This is a genomic window from Fervidicoccaceae archaeon (assembly GCA_038878695.1).
Classification (GTDB): domain Archaea; phylum Thermoproteota; class Thermoprotei_A; order Sulfolobales; family Fervidicoccaceae; genus JAVZVD01.
Genome location: JAVZVD010000002.1, coordinates 122,219 through 140,208, shown reverse-complemented (window position 1 = coordinate 140,208; position 17,990 = coordinate 122,219). Strand labels below are relative to the sequence as shown.

The 17,990-nt window shown below is 63.1% G+C and carries 18 protein-coding genes and 1 pseudogene; 9 read left to right on the top strand and 10 right to left on the bottom strand.

Going from position 1 to position 17,990, the window contains the following annotated elements; translation table 11 throughout:
- Window positions 1–2: 2 nt before the first annotated feature.
- On the top strand, window positions 3–1,037 hold the full coding sequence (gene fen / locus QXU97_04120; GenBank protein ID MEM4035779.1) for a flap endonuclease-1: 1,035 nt from the start codon (window positions 3–5) through the stop codon (window positions 1,035–1,037).
- Here the strand turns inward: fen and QXU97_04115 are convergent.
- Window positions 1,030–1,740 carry a protein-L-isoaspartate(D-aspartate) O-methyltransferase gene (locus QXU97_04115; protein ID MEM4035778.1) on the bottom strand — a complete coding sequence of 237 codons (711 nt, stop codon included), beginning with the start codon at window positions 1,738–1,740 and terminating at the stop codon, window positions 1,030–1,032. The two genes, fen and QXU97_04115, sit on opposite strands and share 8 nt — an antisense overlap.
- A 76-nt stretch (window positions 1,741–1,816) precedes the next feature.
- Between QXU97_04115 and QXU97_04110 the strand changes: the two genes are divergently transcribed.
- Window positions 1,817–2,248: a DUF371 domain-containing protein gene (locus tag QXU97_04110; protein MEM4035777.1), complete on the top strand. Its 432-nt coding sequence runs from the start codon at window positions 1,817–1,819 to the stop codon at window positions 2,246–2,248.
- Window positions 2,249–2,392: 144 nt separating this feature from the next.
- Here QXU97_04110 and QXU97_04105 read toward each other — a convergent pair.
- Window positions 2,393–3,274: pseudogene (locus QXU97_04105) on the bottom strand (hypothetical protein).
- Window positions 3,275–3,347: 73 nt separating this feature from the next.
- On the opposite strand from QXU97_04105, the gene QXU97_04100 reads away from it, so the two are divergent.
- Both QXU97_04100 and QXU97_04095 read left to right on the top strand, forming a co-directional pair.
- Window positions 3,348–4,181 carry an NAD(+)/NADH kinase gene (locus QXU97_04100; GenBank protein ID MEM4035776.1) on the top strand — a complete coding sequence of 278 codons (834 nt, stop codon included), beginning with the start codon at window positions 3,348–3,350 and terminating at the stop codon, window positions 4,179–4,181.
- The gene (locus tag QXU97_04095) at window positions 4,147–4,572 is read left to right on the top strand and encodes a hypothetical protein (protein ID MEM4035775.1); all 426 of its coding nucleotides are present in this window, start codon (window positions 4,147–4,149) and stop codon (window positions 4,570–4,572) included. The genes QXU97_04100 and QXU97_04095 overlap by 35 nt, the downstream gene beginning before the upstream one ends.
- On the opposite strand, the gene QXU97_04090 is transcribed toward QXU97_04095, so the two are convergent.
- Window positions 4,569–6,794, bottom strand: a complete 2,226-nt coding sequence (locus QXU97_04090) for an STT3 domain-containing protein (protein ID MEM4035774.1) — start codon at window positions 6,792–6,794, stop codon at window positions 4,569–4,571. The two genes, QXU97_04095 and QXU97_04090, sit on opposite strands and share 4 nt — an antisense overlap.
- A gap of 90 nt (window positions 6,795–6,884) precedes the next feature.
- Here QXU97_04090 and QXU97_04085 point away from each other — a divergent pair, with 90 nt between their 5' ends.
- On the top strand, window positions 6,885–7,286 hold the full coding sequence (locus QXU97_04085; GenBank protein MEM4035773.1) for a hypothetical protein: 402 nt from the start codon (window positions 6,885–6,887) through the stop codon (window positions 7,284–7,286).
- On the opposite strand, the gene QXU97_04080 is transcribed toward QXU97_04085, so the two are convergent.
- Complete coding sequence (locus QXU97_04080) at window positions 7,260–7,646, bottom strand: hypothetical protein (GenBank protein ID MEM4035772.1); 387 nt, start codon at window positions 7,644–7,646, stop codon at window positions 7,260–7,262. The genes QXU97_04085 and QXU97_04080 overlap by 27 nt on opposite strands.
- Window positions 7,647–7,729: 83 nt before the next feature.
- On the opposite strand from QXU97_04080, the gene QXU97_04075 reads away from it, so the two are divergent.
- A complete protein-coding gene (locus QXU97_04075; GenBank protein MEM4035771.1) occupies window positions 7,730–8,014 on the top strand; it encodes a hypothetical protein in 285 nt (94 codons plus the stop codon).
- On the opposite strand, the gene QXU97_04070 is transcribed toward QXU97_04075, so the two are convergent.
- A complete protein-coding gene (locus QXU97_04070; GenBank protein ID MEM4035770.1) occupies window positions 8,004–8,420 on the bottom strand; it encodes a hypothetical protein in 417 nt (138 codons plus the stop codon). The two genes, QXU97_04075 and QXU97_04070, sit on opposite strands and share 11 nt — an antisense overlap.
- A gap of 135 nt (window positions 8,421–8,555) precedes the next feature.
- Window positions 8,556–8,858, bottom strand: coding sequence for a BlaI/MecI/CopY family transcriptional regulator (locus QXU97_04065; GenBank protein ID MEM4035769.1), 303 nt, complete (start codon window positions 8,856–8,858; stop codon window positions 8,556–8,558).
- A gap of 148 nt (window positions 8,859–9,006) precedes the next feature.
- On the opposite strand from QXU97_04065, the gene argF reads away from it, so the two are divergent.
- The gene (gene argF / locus QXU97_04060; protein ID MEM4035768.1) at window positions 9,007–9,951 is read left to right on the top strand and encodes an ornithine carbamoyltransferase; all 945 of its coding nucleotides are present in this window, start codon (window positions 9,007–9,009) and stop codon (window positions 9,949–9,951) included.
- On the opposite strand, the gene pheT is transcribed toward argF, so the two are convergent.
- The 4 genes from pheT to QXU97_04040 form a co-directional block, all read right to left on the bottom strand.
- On the bottom strand, window positions 9,944–11,620 hold the full coding sequence (pheT, locus tag QXU97_04055; GenBank protein ID MEM4035767.1) for a phenylalanine--tRNA ligase subunit beta: 1,677 nt from the start codon (window positions 11,618–11,620) through the stop codon (window positions 9,944–9,946). The two genes, argF and pheT, sit on opposite strands and share 8 nt — an antisense overlap.
- Before the next feature lies 1 nt (window position 11,621).
- On the bottom strand, window positions 11,622–13,127 hold the full coding sequence (locus tag QXU97_04050) for a phenylalanine--tRNA ligase subunit alpha (GenBank protein MEM4035766.1): 1,506 nt from the start codon (window positions 13,125–13,127) through the stop codon (window positions 11,622–11,624).
- 75 nt (window positions 13,128–13,202) lie between these two features.
- Window positions 13,203–14,372, bottom strand: a complete 1,170-nt coding sequence (locus QXU97_04045; GenBank protein MEM4035765.1) for an alanine--glyoxylate aminotransferase family protein — start codon at window positions 14,370–14,372, stop codon at window positions 13,203–13,205.
- Window positions 14,373–14,432: 60 nt separating this feature from the next.
- On the bottom strand, window positions 14,433–15,692 hold the full coding sequence (locus QXU97_04040) for an NAD(P)/FAD-dependent oxidoreductase (GenBank protein ID MEM4035764.1): 1,260 nt from the start codon (window positions 15,690–15,692) through the stop codon (window positions 14,433–14,435).
- Between the two features lie 42 nt (window positions 15,693–15,734).
- On the opposite strand from QXU97_04040, the gene QXU97_04035 reads away from it, so the two are divergent.
- Window positions 15,735–17,123, top strand: coding sequence for a bifunctional hydroxymethylpyrimidine kinase/phosphomethylpyrimidine kinase (locus QXU97_04035; protein ID MEM4035763.1), 1,389 nt, complete (start codon window positions 15,735–15,737; stop codon window positions 17,121–17,123).
- Window positions 17,120–17,863, top strand: coding sequence for an MBL fold metallo-hydrolase (locus QXU97_04030; GenBank protein MEM4035762.1), 744 nt, complete (start codon window positions 17,120–17,122; stop codon window positions 17,861–17,863). The genes QXU97_04035 and QXU97_04030 overlap by 4 nt, the downstream gene beginning before the upstream one ends.
- Window positions 17,864–17,990 lie beyond the last annotated feature (127 nt).

The window sequence follows — 17,990 nt, the reverse complement described above, 5'->3', positions numbered from 1 at the left end:
AGCTGGGCGTCGACCTCCGAGAGCTCATACCGCCCGAGGCCTCGAGAGAGCTAGAGCTCTCGGAGCTCTCCGGGCGAGTCGTTGCTCTCGACGCCTACAACGTGCTCTATCAGTTCCTAGCGGCCATAAGGCAGCCCGATGGCAGCCCTCTCGTGGACTCTAAGGGCAGAGTCACGAGCCACCTGAGCGGCCTGTTCTACAGAACGGTCAACTTCGTAGAGCTTGGCCTGAGGCCCGTGTACGTGTTCGACGGAGCTCCGCCGAGCCTCAAGGAGAGGGAGCTCGAGCGGAGGAGGAAGTTGAAGGAGGAGGCGGAGGAGAAGTTCAAGCTGGCGGCGGCCGAGGGGAGAGTCGAGGAGGCTAGGAGATACGCCCAGATTGCTTCTAGGCTCACCGACGAGATGGTCTCCGACGCGCAGAGGCTCCTCGACGCCATGGGAGTGCCGTGGGTTCAGGCCCCAGCCGAGGGGGAGGCTCAGGCTGCACACATAGCCGCGAAGGGAGACGCTTGGGCGGCCGGGAGCCAGGACTACGACAGCCTGCTCTTTGGAGCTCCTAGACTCCTCAGGAATCTCGCGATAACCGGCAGGAGAAAGCTGCCGAAGAAGGACGTATACGTCGAGGTAAAGCCCGAGCTCATAGAGGCCGAGAAGCTCTACAAAGCTCTCGGCTTGACGCGCGAGCATCTGATCGTCATCGCGATATTGCTCGGCACGGACTACAACCCCGGCGGAGTCCGAGGCGTGGGACCAAAGACTGCGCTGAAGATCGTGAGGTCTCACGCCGACCCGAGAGAAGCCCTGCGCTCTCTGCCCCCCTCGCCGATAGACTACGAGGAGATATTCGAGGCCTTCCTCAGACCGCGAGTAACCGACGACTACTCGCTCGAATGGAGGAGCCCGGACCACGAGGCCGTGAAGAGGATCCTCGTCGAAGAGCACGACTTCAGCGAGGAGAGAGTGGAGACCGCGCTGAGGCGACTGGAGCAGGCGACGAGTCGAAGGAGGACGCGGGGGCTGGACGCCTGGCTCAAGTGACGTAGCCGCTATTGCTCTCGACGATCTCCTCAGGCCACCCCTCCTTTCCGATGAGCGGCACGAAGACGCAGGGGACGTCCTCTCGGAGCTCCAGCTCGCTCTCGCTCACTTTGACGCCCACGTAGAGCACTTGGGAGAATAGATCGCCCACGGGCGCGACGATTCTCCCGCCTATCTTGAGCTGCCTCTTCAGAGGCTCGGGGATCTTCGGGGCCGCGGCCGTCACGATGATGCCGTCGTAGGGGGCGCTCTCCGGGTATCCGAGGCTCCCGTCTCCCACGATCACTGTGACTCTATCCGCGTAGCCGGCTCTCTCGAGGTTCCTGCGGGCTCGCTCAGCTAGCTCGGGTAGCCTCTCTATAGTGTAGACGTGGCCGGGTCCGGAGCCCGTGGGGTCGACGAGTTCGGCCAGCAGGGCGGCCTGATAACCGCTCCCCGTCCCCACCTCGAGGATCTTGTCTCCCTCTCGCGGGTCGAGCCTCTCCGTCATGATGAGCACCATGTGCGGCGCGCTTATCGTCTGCCCGTAGCCTATGGGCAGGGGGATATCCTGATAGGCTCTCGCGGCGAGGCGCGGAGGGACGAAGAGCTCTCTCGGGACTTTGAGGAAGGCTCTCGCGATCCTCTCGCTCTTAACCACGCCCTCTCGCTTGAGCCTCTCCAAGAGCTCTCTCTTCTCTCTCTCCAGGCTCTCGCGCCTCAAACGGCCGCCCTCTAGCTCCTCTCAGTCTCGAATTAAATGTTAGGGGTGTCGCGAATCGAGCGGGGAGACCTCGGCCGTGTTCGTGGTGGAAGTCGTACGAGCGAGGGGCCACCCCAATATCAGAGCGGAGCACGAGGGGACTTTAGAGATCACTCGCGATGAGGACCTCACTCCTCGAGGCGACTGCATTATTGGGGTCTCGGCCGATAAAGCGGCGAGAGACCTGAGCCCGAGGCTCAAGGGGCTTCTGAGGGAGGGGAGGCCTCTGCTCGTGGTCTTAGCCGCGGGAGGATTCGTCGATTTCCTCGAGTGCTCGGGCTCCCCGGAGCTCGAGCTCAGCGACCCCGAGAGGATTGTAGTGAGGAGAAGCGGTTACATCGAGCCCTCAACTCTGTGCGTGAGGGCTAGCAAAGCTGCTCGCGACATCGATAGGAGGCTCGTGGCCTCGCTCAGATCGGGCTCCCCTCTCCTCGTCCTGCTCGCCTCCCCCGCTTACTCTCAAGTCTAGCCTGGCAACGACGAGCGCGGGGGAATACTCGAGCACTCTCCTCGCCGATACGAGCTCCAGCCCCCGTCTCCCCCCGAGCAGGTCGACCGCCCGCCCGGCCCTCAAGTAGTAGTCGTCCGTGAGCACGTAGGCGTGGATCGCGGCTCCGGGCTTAGCCAGCTCGAGAGCAACATCGAGGAAGCTGAGAGAGGCCGTAGGGTGATTCATTATTATTCTATCGAATTTGACTTCTCTCAATATGCTCGGCAGAGACCTCGCATCGGCTCTCAGCACCACGATCTTGCCGATCAACTTCTTCCTATTGAGGAGTACGCCCTCTATGAGGAGCTCCACCGCCGCTCGATTCACGTCATTACAGAAGACCTCGGCCCTCTTAGTCGCGGCTATGTGCAAACAGAAGCCCCCCGTACCGGCGAACATGTCGAGAACGGTCTCCCCATCGGAGACGACGGACGCTATCCTGTGGTGCTCCTCGGCCAGCCTCGGGTTGTAGTACGCTCGAGCTATATCGACGGACAGCGCTATGCCATATTCCCTCGCGATGGTCTTCGTCTTCTTCTCGCCGTACAAGTGAACGAGCTTGGCCACCCTCTCCTCGCCCTCGGTCCCCAGCTTCGCGAAGACCGCTCTCACGCCGGGCAGAGACTTGGCCAGGATCTCGGCGGTCTTCGCGAGCCTCTCGAGCTCCTCCTCGCTCTTCGCGTTGATCACTACGATGTCTCCTATCCTGGAGTGGGAGAGCCTGAGCTCTCCGCCCGCCTCGACGACGAGCCTCTCGAGCTCCTCCCGCGTCGGCGTCGAGATTCTGGCCTCGAAGCTCGAGAGACACTCCTCGACTCCCCGAGCTCTCTCCCCCAACTCCTCGGCCAGCGCCGCTAGAGCTTCCCTCGAGCTCTTAACCGGTATGAAGACGCGCTCCCCCTCTTTCCTTAGCTTCAGGCCATACGCTAGGAGCCCTCTGGCGGCCAGCGCAGACCTAGCGGCCTCGGCCAAGCGCTTATCGACGGATACGCACGGGCTCTCCACGGCGGAGGCTCACACGTTTTTCAGCTCGGGCTTTCAGCCTATTAGCGTGACAGCGGCGCGGGAGGTCGAGAATTTGTCGAGAGAGGTGGTCATCTTCGTTAAGAGCGAGAGCGCCGAGGCGCTTGCCGCGGCGAGGAGCGTGGCCTCGGCCATAGCCGACGCGGGGGGAGTCCCGGCGCTGGCCGAGGAGTCGGGGCTCGATCCTTCCTCAGCTCTCTCGATAACTAGGAGGGCGTCGCTGAGGGACAAGAGCGTCGAAAAGGTGGTGGTCGTCGGCGGCGACGGCACGTTCCTGCGAGCGGCCAGAATCTTAGCGGGGGATCCCCACGTAATGCTCGTGTGCGCCGGCGGGAGATGCTTCCACCACGACGTCTCGGCTCGGGAGGCCGCGAGGTTCGCTGTCGACTTCGTGCGCGGGAGGTACGCGCTCCAACGCTACCCAATAATGTTGGTCGAGGCAGAGGGGACGGAGCCCGCCACGTTCCTCAATGACGCTCTGATAGCGGGGGACCACCTCAAGGTCGTGAGGCTCTCGCTCGCGATCGGGCGCTCCAGGCCTCTAGAGCTGCACGGGGACGGAGTCATCGTCTCGACTGCCCCGGGCTCGACGGCCTACAGCTTGAGCGCCGGGGGCCCTGTCGTCTCTACTTCGACTTGGAGCATCGTAGTCACGCCGCTCAACGCCATACAGCTGAGCGCGAGGCCTATCGTTTTGGACATCATGACGGGGATATCTGCTAGAGTCCTCGAGGAGAGCCGATGCGAGCCGAGGCTCATAGTGGATGGCGAGGAGCGCTCCAAGCTGAGGAGAGGAGCCCGAGCGCTCTTTAGATTCAGCGGGAGAGCGCTCAGCGTGGCGAGGTTCAAGCGCGTTGACGTCTATTCGAGGCTCTTCGGTCAGCGATAGGGAGCGCTCTAAGGTCTTCGTGCTCGACGCTGCGGCTCTCTTCGCCGGCCTTCAGCTCTTTCTCCCCGGATGCTCCTACACGGTCCCGGAGGTCGTCGAGGAGGTGAAAGACGCGGAGAGCAGGGAGAAGCTCGAGAGGTCCCTGGAGGCCGGTAAGCTCATCGTTGTCTCTCCATCTTCGCGAGTCGAGGCTCGAGCCCCTCTGTCGTCTGCCGACGTCGCTCTCCTGAGCCTGGCCCTGGAGCTGTCCTCGAGGGGTGCCAGCGTCGTGGTGGTCACGGACGACTACGCTCTGCAGCTCGCGGTCAAAGAGGCTGGGCTGACCTACATGCCTATCAAGACTCTAGGCGTGGACAGGAGCCCCAAGAGAGTCGGGGGGGGCCGGCGCTAGGGCTTAACCTTGTACAGGAAGACCGCCACGAAGGCCGCGTCCGTCGACGTCTCGTATATGCAGTCAACGAAGACCTTCTCCAGCTCGAAGTGCTCTAGGGGCTCGGCGCTCAGCGCGATCGGCTGCCCGGTGTACAGCGAGCTCCAGTCGATGAATTGGTGAACGCCCGTCAGATTAGCGCAGCCTCCCGTGTACTTCTGGCCCAGCTCGCTCACGCCGTTGATGAGCAGCCTGTAGAGCAAAACGCTCCTGACGGTCTCGTTCTCCCACGCCGGGACGGCGACGTAGGCCTGTCCCCCGCCCTGCGTCGGGACAGGCCTCGCCGTGAAGTACGGTGCGAACTCGTTGGTGCCCAGCCTCCCGGCGATCCTCAGCATCCACACGCTCTTTGGCACGTCGCCCATTCCGACCGTGGCCGTGCCGAGCGATATGACGGGGCCCGTTAATCTGATCTCCCCGTAGGAGGAGCTCCTGAGCACCTCGAAGAATAGGAGGTACGTGTTGTTCGGCGGAGCCCTGAAGTCGTCGAATATGATGTCCACCGCCTCCTTCTCGTCGGAGGCAGTCAGGGCTCTCGCTAGCAGCTCTATCTGCGTGCCGTTAAAGGTAGAGCCATCGGCCACGGAAGCTCTCTGACCGTACACCGAAATCCAGTAGCCGTAGTCCCACCAGGCCACGACGACGCTGCCGGGATCCGTGTTCTCCCTAACGTAGTCGAGAGCGTAGAGCCAGGCCTTGTTCTCGACCGTGAGCCCGGCGCCGCCGGCTCGAATGAGAGGCACCGTGCTCGACGCAGTGGCGTAGGCTGTCTTGGCATGAATGGCAAGCAGAGCCGCAAGCACCATGAGGACAAGCCCGATGCCGGCGGCTGCCAGAGAGTCGGGCTCCCTTGAGGAGAGCACCCTGGAGGTCAGAGGCGAGAGCAGGCCGAGGGCCGCTCCGGCGCTAGCCGAGAGCACCGTGGCGACGGTCTGCATTAGGTAGGCGGACCTGAACGCCAGGAAGAGCATGACGACGGTTGGGACCAAGAGCGTCAGGAGCTCGGGCCTCCTCCTACACGCGAACACGCCGTAAAGCAGGAAGACCGACGAGAGGAGCCAGGCCCCCCCGACTTCTCTGAAAACATAGTTGTAGGGGAGGGTTCTGTGCTCGGCCACCGAGGCCGAGAGAGGGTCGCCGGGCCCAGCCAGCCCAGCTAGGTAGAGCATTCTACCGCTGATGTGCACGTAGCCCTTGAGCACTCCGAGGAGGGCCGCGAGGAGGAGAGCTGCGAGGAGAGCCGCGTAGACGAGCTTGACGGTCCTCGACTCAGCACTCTTGAGGACTCTCCCGAGACCCGAGTAGAACGCGGGCGCGAGCGAGGAGACGAGCATCAGACCGACGGGCCCTCTCAGCTCATCGCGCGGGAAGAGAGCCGGAGAGGAGAGAGAGACGATGGCAGCAGAGGCGGCGAAAGCTATGGAGAGTCTCGAGATCCGGCGATCTGGCTCTCCCACGAGGGGGTAGAAGACGAAGATGGCGGCGGCCACGAGCTGAAAGGCCTGCCAGCCCCCCCAGCTCCAGGCGATCAATCCGCAGAGGACTCCAGCCCCGACAGCTCTCGTCAGGCTACGGCGTCTAAGCGCCTCGAGGAGCATATACAGATAGGCCAAGATGAGTGGCGCAGCGAACCCCGTCTTCTCGGCGAACCCGGAGATGGTCCTCTCGAGCGCCCCGGGAGTTACGGCTAGGAAGAACGCCGCGGCGATGCCGGCTAACTCTCCGGCCGCCGCTCTCGCGAGGAGGTAGCCCACCGGTATCGCCGCCGCTCCGGAGAGAACGGGGATCAAAGCGACGAGCTGTTTGAGAGAGAGCCCCAGAACTTGCGCGAGGGGGTAGAGAGAGGCCGCTACGATGGACATCAGCGGGTACTCGCCGTGGTAGAGGTCCCTCCCCCAAGGATACCAAAACACGTGTGTGGCGGGATTATCGGGCGTCAGCTCGCGCAGCGAGGCTATCCCGTGCTCGACGAGGTATTGAGCTATCCAATAGGCCAAGTAGGGGTCGGCCTCGTGCAGGTCGAGGCCGTGCTTGAGCGCCGGGATGAGGCGGAGATACGCGCCAACCATCGTCGCGAGAGTCACCGCCGCGATCGCGAGATGCTTGCTCCTCGCGCTCAGCCACGTCGAGCTTCTGCCCGCTCGGCGCCCGCGCTTGAGTCTGGCTGCTCGACTCCTCGACAAACTCGCTCCTCCGCTGACCGGCCGCGTCTACGATGGCGTCTCTCGCCTTATAACCTGTTCGAGGCTCAGTGCCCGAGGCGGGATCCCGGCTTGTCGGACGCCGTCGAGGCAGAGATCTGCGAGACGCTGTACTCTTCTCTCCGAGCCGAGGCCAAGGTCTCTTACTACGTGGAGAGGCTCTCTAGCGCCTACTCGCTTCTGCTCAGCAGACTCTCGGTGTCCTCCGGGAGACCGAGCGAAGATTTGGTGGCGTCCAGAGAGCTCCTGGAAGACACGCTCGCTAGGCTCAAGATAGTGGCATCGAACCTCAGACGCTACAGGCTCACGCTTAGCCCGTACATACTCAAAGAGGCTGTAGATTTGATGGAGAGGGCGAAGCTCGAGCTCGACGCGAGAAGGGCTCTGCCATCCGTGAAGAGCTGGATCTCGATAGCGCTCGAGGACGTAAAGCTCGAGCTCTGGAGCTTATATAGGGGCGCGACCGAAGGCTAAGCCCCTTCTCAAGGGGCAACCGCTCGGGAGCTTAGAGCAGAGCTCGACCTCGTACTTGGTCAGGTACCTAGATAATACGGCGCAGTAGGCGACGTAGCCGCGCGACAACTCGAGGACTCTTATCTCCGGGCAAGAGCTCGAGGGCTTGAACGGCACGTAGTGCACGTATTCGAGGAGCCTGCGGACGTCCGCTCTGGCGCGCTCGGAGAAGCTAGACACGTCGAGCTTGCCCTCGGCGTAATACGAGCAGCTCGTGAAGGCCGAAGAGCTGCCGCAGATCTCGCGCTTCACCACGTCGGCCGACGGCTCACCGAGCTTAGGCGAGTGGCATAGACCGCTTCGGTAGAGCGGACAGGGCAAGATCGCCTCCACCCCCGGGACAGCGTAGCCCCTCCAGTTTATTTTACCCGCCGCTCACAGTAGAGACCGCGAGGTGCGCTTCGGTGAGCCAGGACCGATCGACGCAGCTCGTGGAGGAGCGCGAAAAGCTCACGCCGGCTCAGAGGTGGGTCCAACGCATGTTGAAGTCGGCCAAACAATACCACAAGCTCTGCCCCTACTTCGACAAGAAGACCGTTCTCTGCTTCATTAAGCTGGGAGCTAAGTGCGATCGCGACGGGAAGTTCGAGTCCTGCCAAGTCTTCGTTGAGTTCCTCGAGCGAAAGTATGAGGAGTACTCGAGCCGCGGCAGAGTCCCCCCGATGGACTTCCTCGACATCACGGTGTGAGCTCCGCGGCTGCGATGTCCCGGGCTCGCCTGAGCCCTAGCGAGGGGACGCGCTTCTGACTCAACTCGAGCGGGAGATTGAGTGCGTGATAGAGCAAGCAAGCCGCCCCGGCCGCTCGCAGAGCCGGCGACGTCGATGAAGAGGCCAGGGCCGCGTAGAGCGGAGCCAACGCGTAGGGGGCCAGCGCTATCATCAGGTAATCGAGTCTGGCTTTACCCCTCAGCTCGATCACGCTCCCGTGCGCGGAGAACTCACTCAATACGACGGCGAGCCCCACGAGACTGGCGCTCAGCTTGGCCTCATAGCCTAGAACTAGCGCCGCGGCGTAATGCAGCAGCTCGTGAAGTAGGACGGAAGCCGCCACCACGAGTGAGAATTCTAGAGCGCTCCGCCAGAGGGCCTCCAAGGGTCATCCGAGGTGTGGGAGGTCTGATGACTTAAAACCGTATCGACGGAAGTTTCGCGGACCTGCGAAATCCGCTCACGCGGGCTTCGTGTCGATAGAGCGCCGAGAGCTCGTGGGGGCACTTGCTCGCCTAAGTCACTCGGCTCTCCCCGTCACGATAGGCTTCACGAGCTCGTACCTCCCATCGCGATGCTGGCGGACCAGCCCTCTCGAGACGAGCTTGTGGAGGACTTTCCTGATCTTCTCCTCGCTCGCTATGGCCTCGAGAAAGGAGTGTATATCGCGCACCGTCGCGGCGCCGCCTAGCTCATTGATTATGTCGATCAGTATAGTCTCGAGCTCGAGCTCGTTCGGCGCGAGCACCACGGTGACTTCTCCGTCGTCGTAGACCTTCTTCAATTTCCCGTACACTTGGGCTCTCTTGGCTCGAGCTCTCAACGTCTATACCCAACAATGAATGGCGTCTGAGAAAAGTTTTTAAGGGGGCACGCGCGCCTCGCGCGCGACATCGGCGACCGCCTCTGCCTCGCGCGTCGCGCCGCGCTTATTTCCCCCGGATCCTCGCCTTACCCGGTGGTCCTCCTCTTTGAGCCACAGACCCCCCCGCCTCCTGAGCGTCCTGGATCTCGAGCCCTCCGAGATGCTCGAAGTGGTAGAGCTCGGGCTGCACTTCAAGAGGCTATACTATGAGGGCAGAAGGACCGTCGGAGTCCTCGAGGGCAAGAGCATAGCGCTTCTATTCGAGAGGCCGAGCACCAGGACGAGAGTGAGCTTCGAGCTCGCGGTGAGACAGCTCGGCGGCCACCCCATAGTGCTCTATTCGAGCGAGCTTCAGCTTGCCCGCGGCGAGACCGTCGCCGACACGGCCAGGACTCTATCGAGGTACGTTGATGGGATCGTGGCGAGAGTCTCTAAGCATCAACACTTGGTGGAACTCGCGGACAACGCCTCCGTCCCCGTGATAAATGCGCTGAGCGATAGAGAGCACCCGGTCCAAGCCCTCGGGGATCTCATGACGGTGAGAGAGAAGCTCGGCAGGTTGACCGGCGTCTCGCTGGCGCTCGTGGGAGACGGTAGGAGCAACGTCTTCGTGAGCCTCCTGCTCGCCGGCGCTGCTCTAGGCCTCGACTTGAGGCTCGCGTCTCCGAGGCCCCTTTGGCCGAGCGAGGACGTGATCTCGAGAGCTGAAGAGCTGGCGAGGTCCTCGGGAGCCTCGGTCAGACTATTCGAAGACCCCAAAGAAGCCGTGACCGGAGCCGACGTAGTCTACACCGACGTTTGGGTGAGCATGGGCTGCGAGCCGGAGCGAGAATGGAGGGTCAAGCTGTTAGAGCCCTATCGCGTCGACGCGAAGCTCATGAGGTCGGCCTCGCCAGCGGCGATCTTCATGCACTGCCTCCCAGCCAAGAGGGGCGAGGAGGTGACAGACGAGGTCTTGGACGGACCCTCGAGCGTTGTATGGGACCAAGCCGAGAACAGGCTGCACATCCAGAAGGGGCTGCTGTACTACTTGTACAGGAGGGTTATTTGAGCCCGAGCAGCCTCTCGATAGCGCCGAGGCGCACCTCGGCGATGGCCGCCGGATACTTTATGTCGAGCTCGGTCAGAAGCCCCGGGTCGACCTCGCCCACCGCCCCAACGAGCTCGCCCCGAACGAAGACGTCTGCAGCTCTTCCCTCGGTCAGCAGCCCCCCTCCGCTCCTCCTCTTAGTGGAGGGCTCTAGGCCCAGGCCTCTGAGAATGGAGAAGAGGGGGCCCTGGGCATCCTCGAAGCTCACGCTGTGATCCATCACCGCGAGGCCGAGACTCCTATCGATCTCGACCGCGCCGTCCTCGGCCACGTAGGCCACGTCACCCACCTCGAAGAGCTTGAGGGGCAGAGGATTCCTCTGATTTTCTCTCAGGCTCAGGAGGAGCGACGGGATGATCGAAGGCCTCACGGAGTCCATGTCCTCGACGACTGGGTTGACCAGCTCTAATATATTGGCTGCTCCGCGAATCAGCGAGAGGGAGAGCTTAGAGAGTCTCGAGGGTACTAGGACGAACGTTCTCAGCTCCAGGAAGCCCAGGCCCACGGCCAGGAGAGAGAGCCTCCTCGAGAGCTCGAGGCTCTTCAACCTCCTCGGCTTCGCTCGAGCCCTCGGCGGCTCGGCCGGTAGCTCGTCGTACCCGTATGCTATAGCCACGTCCTCCACTAGGTCGACGGGGTGGAGTATATCGATTCTGTGCTCCGGATAGATGGCAATCACTTCGTCTCCTCTCGCCTCGGCCCCCCACCTCATGACCTCGAGGAGCTCAGCTATCTTGGGGGCCTCGAGCCTAAGGCCTAGCTTCCTACTCACGTATGACGACTCGACCTTCATGGTACCTCGCGAGAGCTCGGGGAGCCGGGGGGCCGGGGAACCGGTCTTGACCTCGACGAGCCCTATTCTCGTCCCTCTCTCCTCCGAGAGGACGCTGAGGAGGAGATCGAGCGTCTTCGAGACAGCGCGCCAACTCGTGCCTGTGACATCGACGAAGAGCCCCTTGGAGCCGGGCTCGAGCCTCGTCAGCTCCGAGTTTATCACTGGAGGCAGGCTTATCACCTCGCCGTCCACCAGGATGGCCGGATGGTATCTCCCGCTTCGAAGGCTGATGGTCCCGTACTTCGCCCCCTGCTCGGTGCTCCGCAGCACCTCTTCGATCTTCAACCTCTCGGAGCTCCCCAGAGGCGTCATCTCGACTTCGCGTATGTCGACCTCCGCGTAGAGCACCTCTCCTCTGGGTAGCTTCTCGAGCGCGTGGAGCCCTATCGCCACCTTCCTCCTCCCCCTCCCCACCGTCGCGTGGAGTTTTTCCTGGAACTGTATCAATTCGACGAGTTTGCCCTCGTCGAGCTCGTAGCCCTCGAGAATTCCGACGGCTATGTAGGGCCTGGAGGAGGGGGCCTCCGACCGCAGGGAGAAGCCGCTGCCTGCGACCCGCAGCTTTGGGAGCCCCCTCTCAGCGCCCGCGACGCCCTTGAGGGCTCTGGCCAAGCCCTCGGGGGCCAGGAGGTCCGGCCTGTCCGAGGTCACTTCGACGACCAGTCTGTCGGCCCTCGGGTCGACCTCCTCGACCTCGCACTTGAGGCGAGCAAGTATCTCGGTCAACTCCAGCGGCTTCGCGGCTTCTCCGGTCAGCTCGTCGAGCCTAGAAATCCTGAAAGCGACGACGGGCACGTCACGTCGCCCTCGCTAATTGCCTGAGCCTGCACTTAGCGCTCAGCTCCCTCACCTTGGAGGCATCTCTCGAGTACAGGAGCCTTATGTCGTCGACTCCGAAAAAGCTCATAGCCAATCTATCGAGCCCCATCCCCCACGCCCCCACTTCCCCCTCGAAACCGGCAATCTCCAAGACCTCCGGCCTGAACATGCCGGCCCCGAAGACCTCGACCCATCCTCTGCCATCGATCCAGACGTAGCCTTCGACGCTCGGCTCGGTGAAGGGGAAATAGGCCGGTCTGAACTTGACTCTCTCGAAGCCGAGCCTCTCGAAGAGCTCTCTCAACGTTCCGAGCAACACGGAGAAGCTCATCCCCTCCTCGCCGATTATCCCATCGAGCTGGTGGAACTCGGGGAGCCTCTTCGGGTCTATCTTCTCTGGCCTGAAGACCTTGCCTATCGAGAAGACCCTGAAGGGCGGCTCGAGCCCCGATATGAGAGCCCTGATCGTGGAGCTAGTCATCTGAGTCCTGAGCACGAGCCTAGACGCGATCTCCTCGCTCCACTCCACCATCCACCCCGTGCTGCCGCAGGACCCCCCGCGCTCGTGCACCGCCCTGACTCTCTCGACGAGCTCGCGGCTCGACCCAATGATCTTCCCCACTCTGTGCTTCAGCCAGAACGTGTCGTGTATCTCGCGCGAGGGGTGGTCCTGAGCCTGGAAGAGCACATCGAAATTCCAGAACTCTTGCTCGACGAAGGGCCCCGCCACCTCGGTGAAGCCCATCTCGAAGAGCACGCTCCTGACGTACTCGACGAACTCGCTCATCGGGTGCGGCTCGCCAGGCCACAGGCGAGGAGGCTCCGCCTCTACGTTATAGGCCTTGAGCTCGGCCGCTCTCCATCTCCCCGTGACGAGGTCCTCCGACGTGAGCCTCGTCAGCGCGGGCCTCGTCGTCTCCAGCGCTCTTCTTGCTGCCGAGACTTCGGCGACCACTCTCCTCCGTCGCCTGAGGACTCTCTTGACCAGCCTCCTCTCCTCGAGCTCTTTGAGGACCTCCTCGTCTCTCGCCCTTTCTCCTCGAGCCGCGGAGATCAGAGCGGCGCGGAGCCTGAAGACCCTCTCCGCGGCCCCCTCAACGAGTCTCAGCTCCCTCCCCTCGAGCGAGACCAGCCCTCTGCGCCTGGCCTCGCCTATTGCCACGGAGGCCTCCTCGCCCAAGATCCTCGAGGCCTCGGCCGCATCGAGTGATCCGCCGGTTCTCGAGAGCAACTCGACGAGCCTCTCCTCGGGGAGACCTCGTTCGAGAGCCTCAGCTCCCAGCCTCGTTACCTCGACCTTCTCCTCGATCACGAGCTCTTCGCGGACGAGCCCCCTCAGCTTGAGGAGCTCGACCACGCTGGCGAGAGTCGAGGGGGGGAGCCCCGAGGTCTCCGAGAGCTCATCGAGCCAAGCCGAGCCCCCGCTCGAGAGGAGAGCCGACAGAACCCTCCTCTCGCTGTCGCTGAGAGGAGCCTCGCTCAATCGAGCTCGTCCCCGCTGTGGAGAGGCCTCGGGCCGTTTTCTCTTTGATGGTCTCGGCGCCCCTCTAGGGGCGCGCTACTCGAAGACGGACTCCGCCGCCTCGATCGCTGCCGCGTAATCTCTACGAGAGATGAGCCCCTCGTCGACGAGCCCCCTGGCCAAGGCCGAGATGGCGAGGATCACGTGGCTCCTCGAGGCGGTGAAGCCCATGTGACCCACCCGGATGACCCTCCCCCTGAGGGGCCCCACTCCCCCTCCCAGCATGATCCCGCACTTCCTCCACACCTTGAGCCTGAGAGCCTCGGAGTTCACACTCTCCGGAGCCAGGAGAGCCGTCACGGTCGGGCTCGCGTCCTCTTCGGAAGACGGATAGGGCTCGAGCCCCAAGGCCTCGGCGGCCCTCCAGCAAGCCCTCTTCGCGAGCTCGTGCCTAGCGAAGACGTTGGTCGGGCCTTCTCTGAAGAAGGCGTCCAGCGACGCGTTGAGGGCGTAGACCATGCTGTCGCTCAGTGTGTGGGGAGGCATCTCGGCGGCGCCTCTGGCGTAGCTCCTCCAGAGGGCCAGGTTGAGGTAGAAGCCGCCGGGCCTCCTCTTCTCAATCGCCTCCCACGCCTTCTCGTTGATCGCCATGATCGTGAGGCCGCTCGGCAGATTCAGGGCCTTCTGGCTCCCCACGATCAGTACGTCGATGTTCCAAGCCGAGGCCTCGATTCTGGCCCCCCCGGCGCTCGAGACGCAATCCACGACCAGAACAGCTCCGCTTCTCGAGGCGATTCTGCCTAGTTCTTCGAGCCCGTTGAGGACGCCCGTGGGAGTCTCGCAGTGGACTGCGTATACGACCCTCGCGTCGGGGTTCGAGTCCAAGGCCTCGGCCACCTTTGAGGCGTCGAGCCTCCTCCTCCAGTCGAGCCTCACCTCGACGGGGATGGCTCCGTGAGCTCTAACTAACTCAGCGAAGCCTTCGCCGAAGACGCCGTTGGACACGATTATAGCCTTCTGCCCTCGGTCGAGAAGGCTAACTACCGACGCCTCGAGGCCCAACATGGCCTCGCCCATCATGATTAAGACGTCGTGTTCTAGAGCGCCCAGCAGGGCCGCGAGCTTCCTCGAGGCTTGCTCGTACTCCTGCCTGAAGTCTGGGTCGAGGTCCGGGTTCGTTGTTTTCCTGGCCAGAGCCAGCCTGATCTCGTCGGGTATTTCGGTAGGTCCGGGGGAGAGGACGAATTTATCCGTGTAGACCTTCAAATCGGCCACGCTCGGCTTTTAACCAAGAACTCCACGGAAAAAATTATGGCCCCGCCTCTCTCACGCTCGCGGACGATGCCGCTTGGCAGATGAAGATGGACGCGAGACGGTAGGGCGGGGCACACTAGGACTCGCCAGCTCCAGCGCCAGCTCGAGCAGTCTGCGAGCGTTATCGAGCCTGGAGCCGCGCGCGATCAGAGTCAAAGCCACCCGAGTCGCTAGGCGAAGATCCCTCGCGAGCAGCGACAGCACGCGCTCGTGCTCGTCGAAGTCGAGGAGCTCGGGGAGACCGCTCGAGCCCAGCGCCGAGATTATAGAGTCCACGAGGCCCTCGTTGGCCGGGTCGTGCACGATCTCGGCAAGAGGCCTCGACAGCCTGAGCCTCCTCGCCTCATCGCTCAGCGCTAGCCTGAGCTCACGCAGAGCCTCCTCGCAGCTGGCTCCCTTGACTCTCTCGGCCACGAGAGAGGCCGAGTAGAGGCCTCCGCCCGTTAGAGGCTTGACGAGACCCCCGGCGTCTCCCACGACGGTGACTCTCCCGGCCCACAGTCTGCGAAGCGGAGGACCTCGGAGGACCACGCCTCCGAAGAGGTTGAGGAAAGACCTCACCTTAGCCCCGACCGCCGCCTTCACCGCCGCCTCGAGCCTTCGGCGACCCCCTCTCCAGCTCTCGGAGGCCAGGCCTACTAGAGCTCTCCTGCCGCCGAGCGGCGCGAACCACGAGAAGAAGCCGCGCGCTATAGAGTGATCAACGAGGACCAGGACCTCGCTCCCGTCGAGAGGAGGCTCCTCGAGCTCGACCACGGCGTTGAGGCCGGGCAGACCGCTTCGGACCCTCTCCCAGAGGAGAGGCGAGAGCTCCGACCTAGCCCCGAAGGCCAGGACCACGTGGTCAAACCTCTCGACCCCTCCCTCGACCACGACCTCTCCCTTCTCGCCGAACCTCTCGACCCTGACGCCCAACCTCACGTCGGCCCCCGCTCTCTCGGCACGCTCGAGCAGGACCTCCTCGAGACAGACTCTCTCGAGCGAGACGAGGAGGGGAGATCCTCTAAGCCTCAGCTCTCCCCCCAAGCGCGTCACTACGCGGAGAGAGCGGTGCTCGGCCTCGACGCACTCGATCGGCTCTCCGAGAGACGAGAAGACGCGCGTCGATACTATGCCGGCGCAGTGCCTAGGCGGGCCTACCCTCGAGTGCTCCTCGAACACGACTACATCGCAGTTCGACGACGCGAGGCTCTCGGCTAGCAAGAGACCCCAGGGCCCAGCGCCCACCACGGCGACGCGGCTCAAGGCCTTGCTACTCGGCGGGGAACTCACGCTAATTAAAGCGCGCTCATCGATCGATCAGCGGTGTCTCGAGTGGTCTGCTCCGCCCGGACGCGGAGAGCGGAGCGGAGCCCTCCGAGGGCCCTCACGATAGCTGGAAGCGATTCGGGCGGAGGAGCGGGAATTCAGGCCGACCTCAAGACGTTCGCCGCTCTAGGAGTGCACGGCATGAGCGCCATCACGAGCATCACTGCTCAGAATACGCTCGAGGTGCGCGGGATATACGACGTGAGCCCGGAGATGGTGGCTCTCCAGATAGACGCAGTGGCTCAGGACATAGGAGTCGACGCCGCTAAGACGGGCATGCTGAGCAACTCCGCCATAGTCTCCGTCGTCGCTAAGAAGGTGAGCGAGTACGGCTTCCCCCTCGTTGTCGACCCCGTTATGATAGCCAAGAGCGGGGCGAGGCTCTTGAGGGAGGACGCCGTGGAGGCTCTCACGAGAGAGCTCCTTCCTCTCGCTACGGTCGTGACGCCCAATAGAATGGAGGCCGAGGCCCTCTCGGGCATAGAGATAAGGAGCCTAGACGATGCCGTTCGAGCGGCGAAGAAGATAATCGAGGAGCTGCGCCCCCGCATCGTCGTGATCAAGGGGGGACATTTAGCCGGCGAGGAGAGCATCGACGTGGTCCACGACGGAGCGAGCGCCAGGATCTTGAGAGCGCCGAGAATCCCCGAAGAGGAGGCCTGCACTCACGGGACCGGCTGCAGCTTCAGCGCCGCCATCGCCGCCTATATCGCGTTGGGCCTAGACCCCATCGAGGCGATCGCGAAGGCCAAGGAATTCATCACTGGGGCGATAAAATACAGCTACAGGGTTGGTGGAGGGCACTGCCCGGTCAATCCGATGTACTTCGTCGTTATGGACGCCGAGAAACACAGGATAGCTCGCTCACTCACCGAGGCGGTGAGAAGGCTCAACGAGAAGCTAGACGTGGTGGTCGGGCACGTGCCCGAGTCCAAGATCAGGATCGCGGCCTGCCTCCCCCCGTGGTACGTGAGAGGAATCGACGAGGTGGCCTCGATCCCCGGTGGCCTAGCGCTCGTGGGGAGCGAGCTGCGGGCGGCGTCTCCTCCCGTCTTCGGGGCCTCGGGGGACAGAGCGGCTTCTCTCCTACTCGAGGCGACGAGAGCGGGCTGGCCCCACAGAGCGGCCCTGGCCGTGGCGTTCTCGAGAGAACTCGTCGAGGCCGCCGAGAAGAGGGGGCTGATCGTTTACGTCCACGACTGGAGAGGCAAAAAGGAGCCGGAGGAGCTCGAGGCCAGAGCGGCCGAGCTCGTTAGGAACGCTTCGGCCGATCCGACGAGCCGGGTCCCGGACGTGATCGCGGAGACTGGGAGCTTCGGGCGAGAGGACCTGATCTACTTCTTCGGGACCTCGGTAGATGAGGCCGTTTCCAGGTTCCTGAGGGTCGCGGCGTGAGCTCCTCGAGGCCCGGGTGCGTCGTGCTGGAGTACTGCGGTCACTCTTGCTTCTACGTAGAGGTGGGAGACCTCAGAATATGCTTGGACCCTCACGACGGCGAGAGCGTGGGGCTCGGAAGGCCCAGCAAGCCGGCGGACCTCGTGCTCGTGACACACAAGCACTTCGACCACGACGCGGTCTCCATCGTCTCTAAGCCGGACTCCCTCGTGTTGGTCGAGCTGGAGGGGTTCAGAAGGCTCAAGCTGCGAGAAGTGGAAGTAGAGATCGAGGGCTTCAGGGCCCCTCACGATAGAGTAGGAGGAAGGAGGAGAGGACTGACCTCCCTCTACAAACTCAGAGTCAACGGAGTCACGCTGATCCACGCCGGCGACATCGGGGCCCCGCTTTCCCCAGATCTGATTGAGAAGCTCTCCGGTCCCAGGCCGGATTTTCTCATGGTTCCCGTCGGGGGCTTCTTCACCATCGAGCCCTACGAGGCCTGGGAGCTAGCCGAGCTCGTGAAGCCGGTCTACGTGGTCCCCATGCACTATTGGGTCCCGGGCTCCATGCTCCCGCTCTACCCCGTCTACGACTTCTTCCTCTCGGCCAAGACCGGGAGGATAGAGCTCGACGGTTCCTCCTTCTTCTATTGCAGAGGACAGGGAGAGCCGGCGGAGAAGACCAGAATCCTCTACTTCTCCTCAATGGCCACGGAACCGCGCTCTCCGCGCCCCGCGTCGGGAGAGCCCAGATATTGAAAGTCAGACTCGTCGGAGCCTCGGGAGGAGGCGCGCCGCGATAGGGCGGAAATGGGGTCTCGACGATGCGAAGTCCGCCGCGCGAGGCGCGCGGAACGAATTCGAGGAGCAAAATGATTTAACGCTC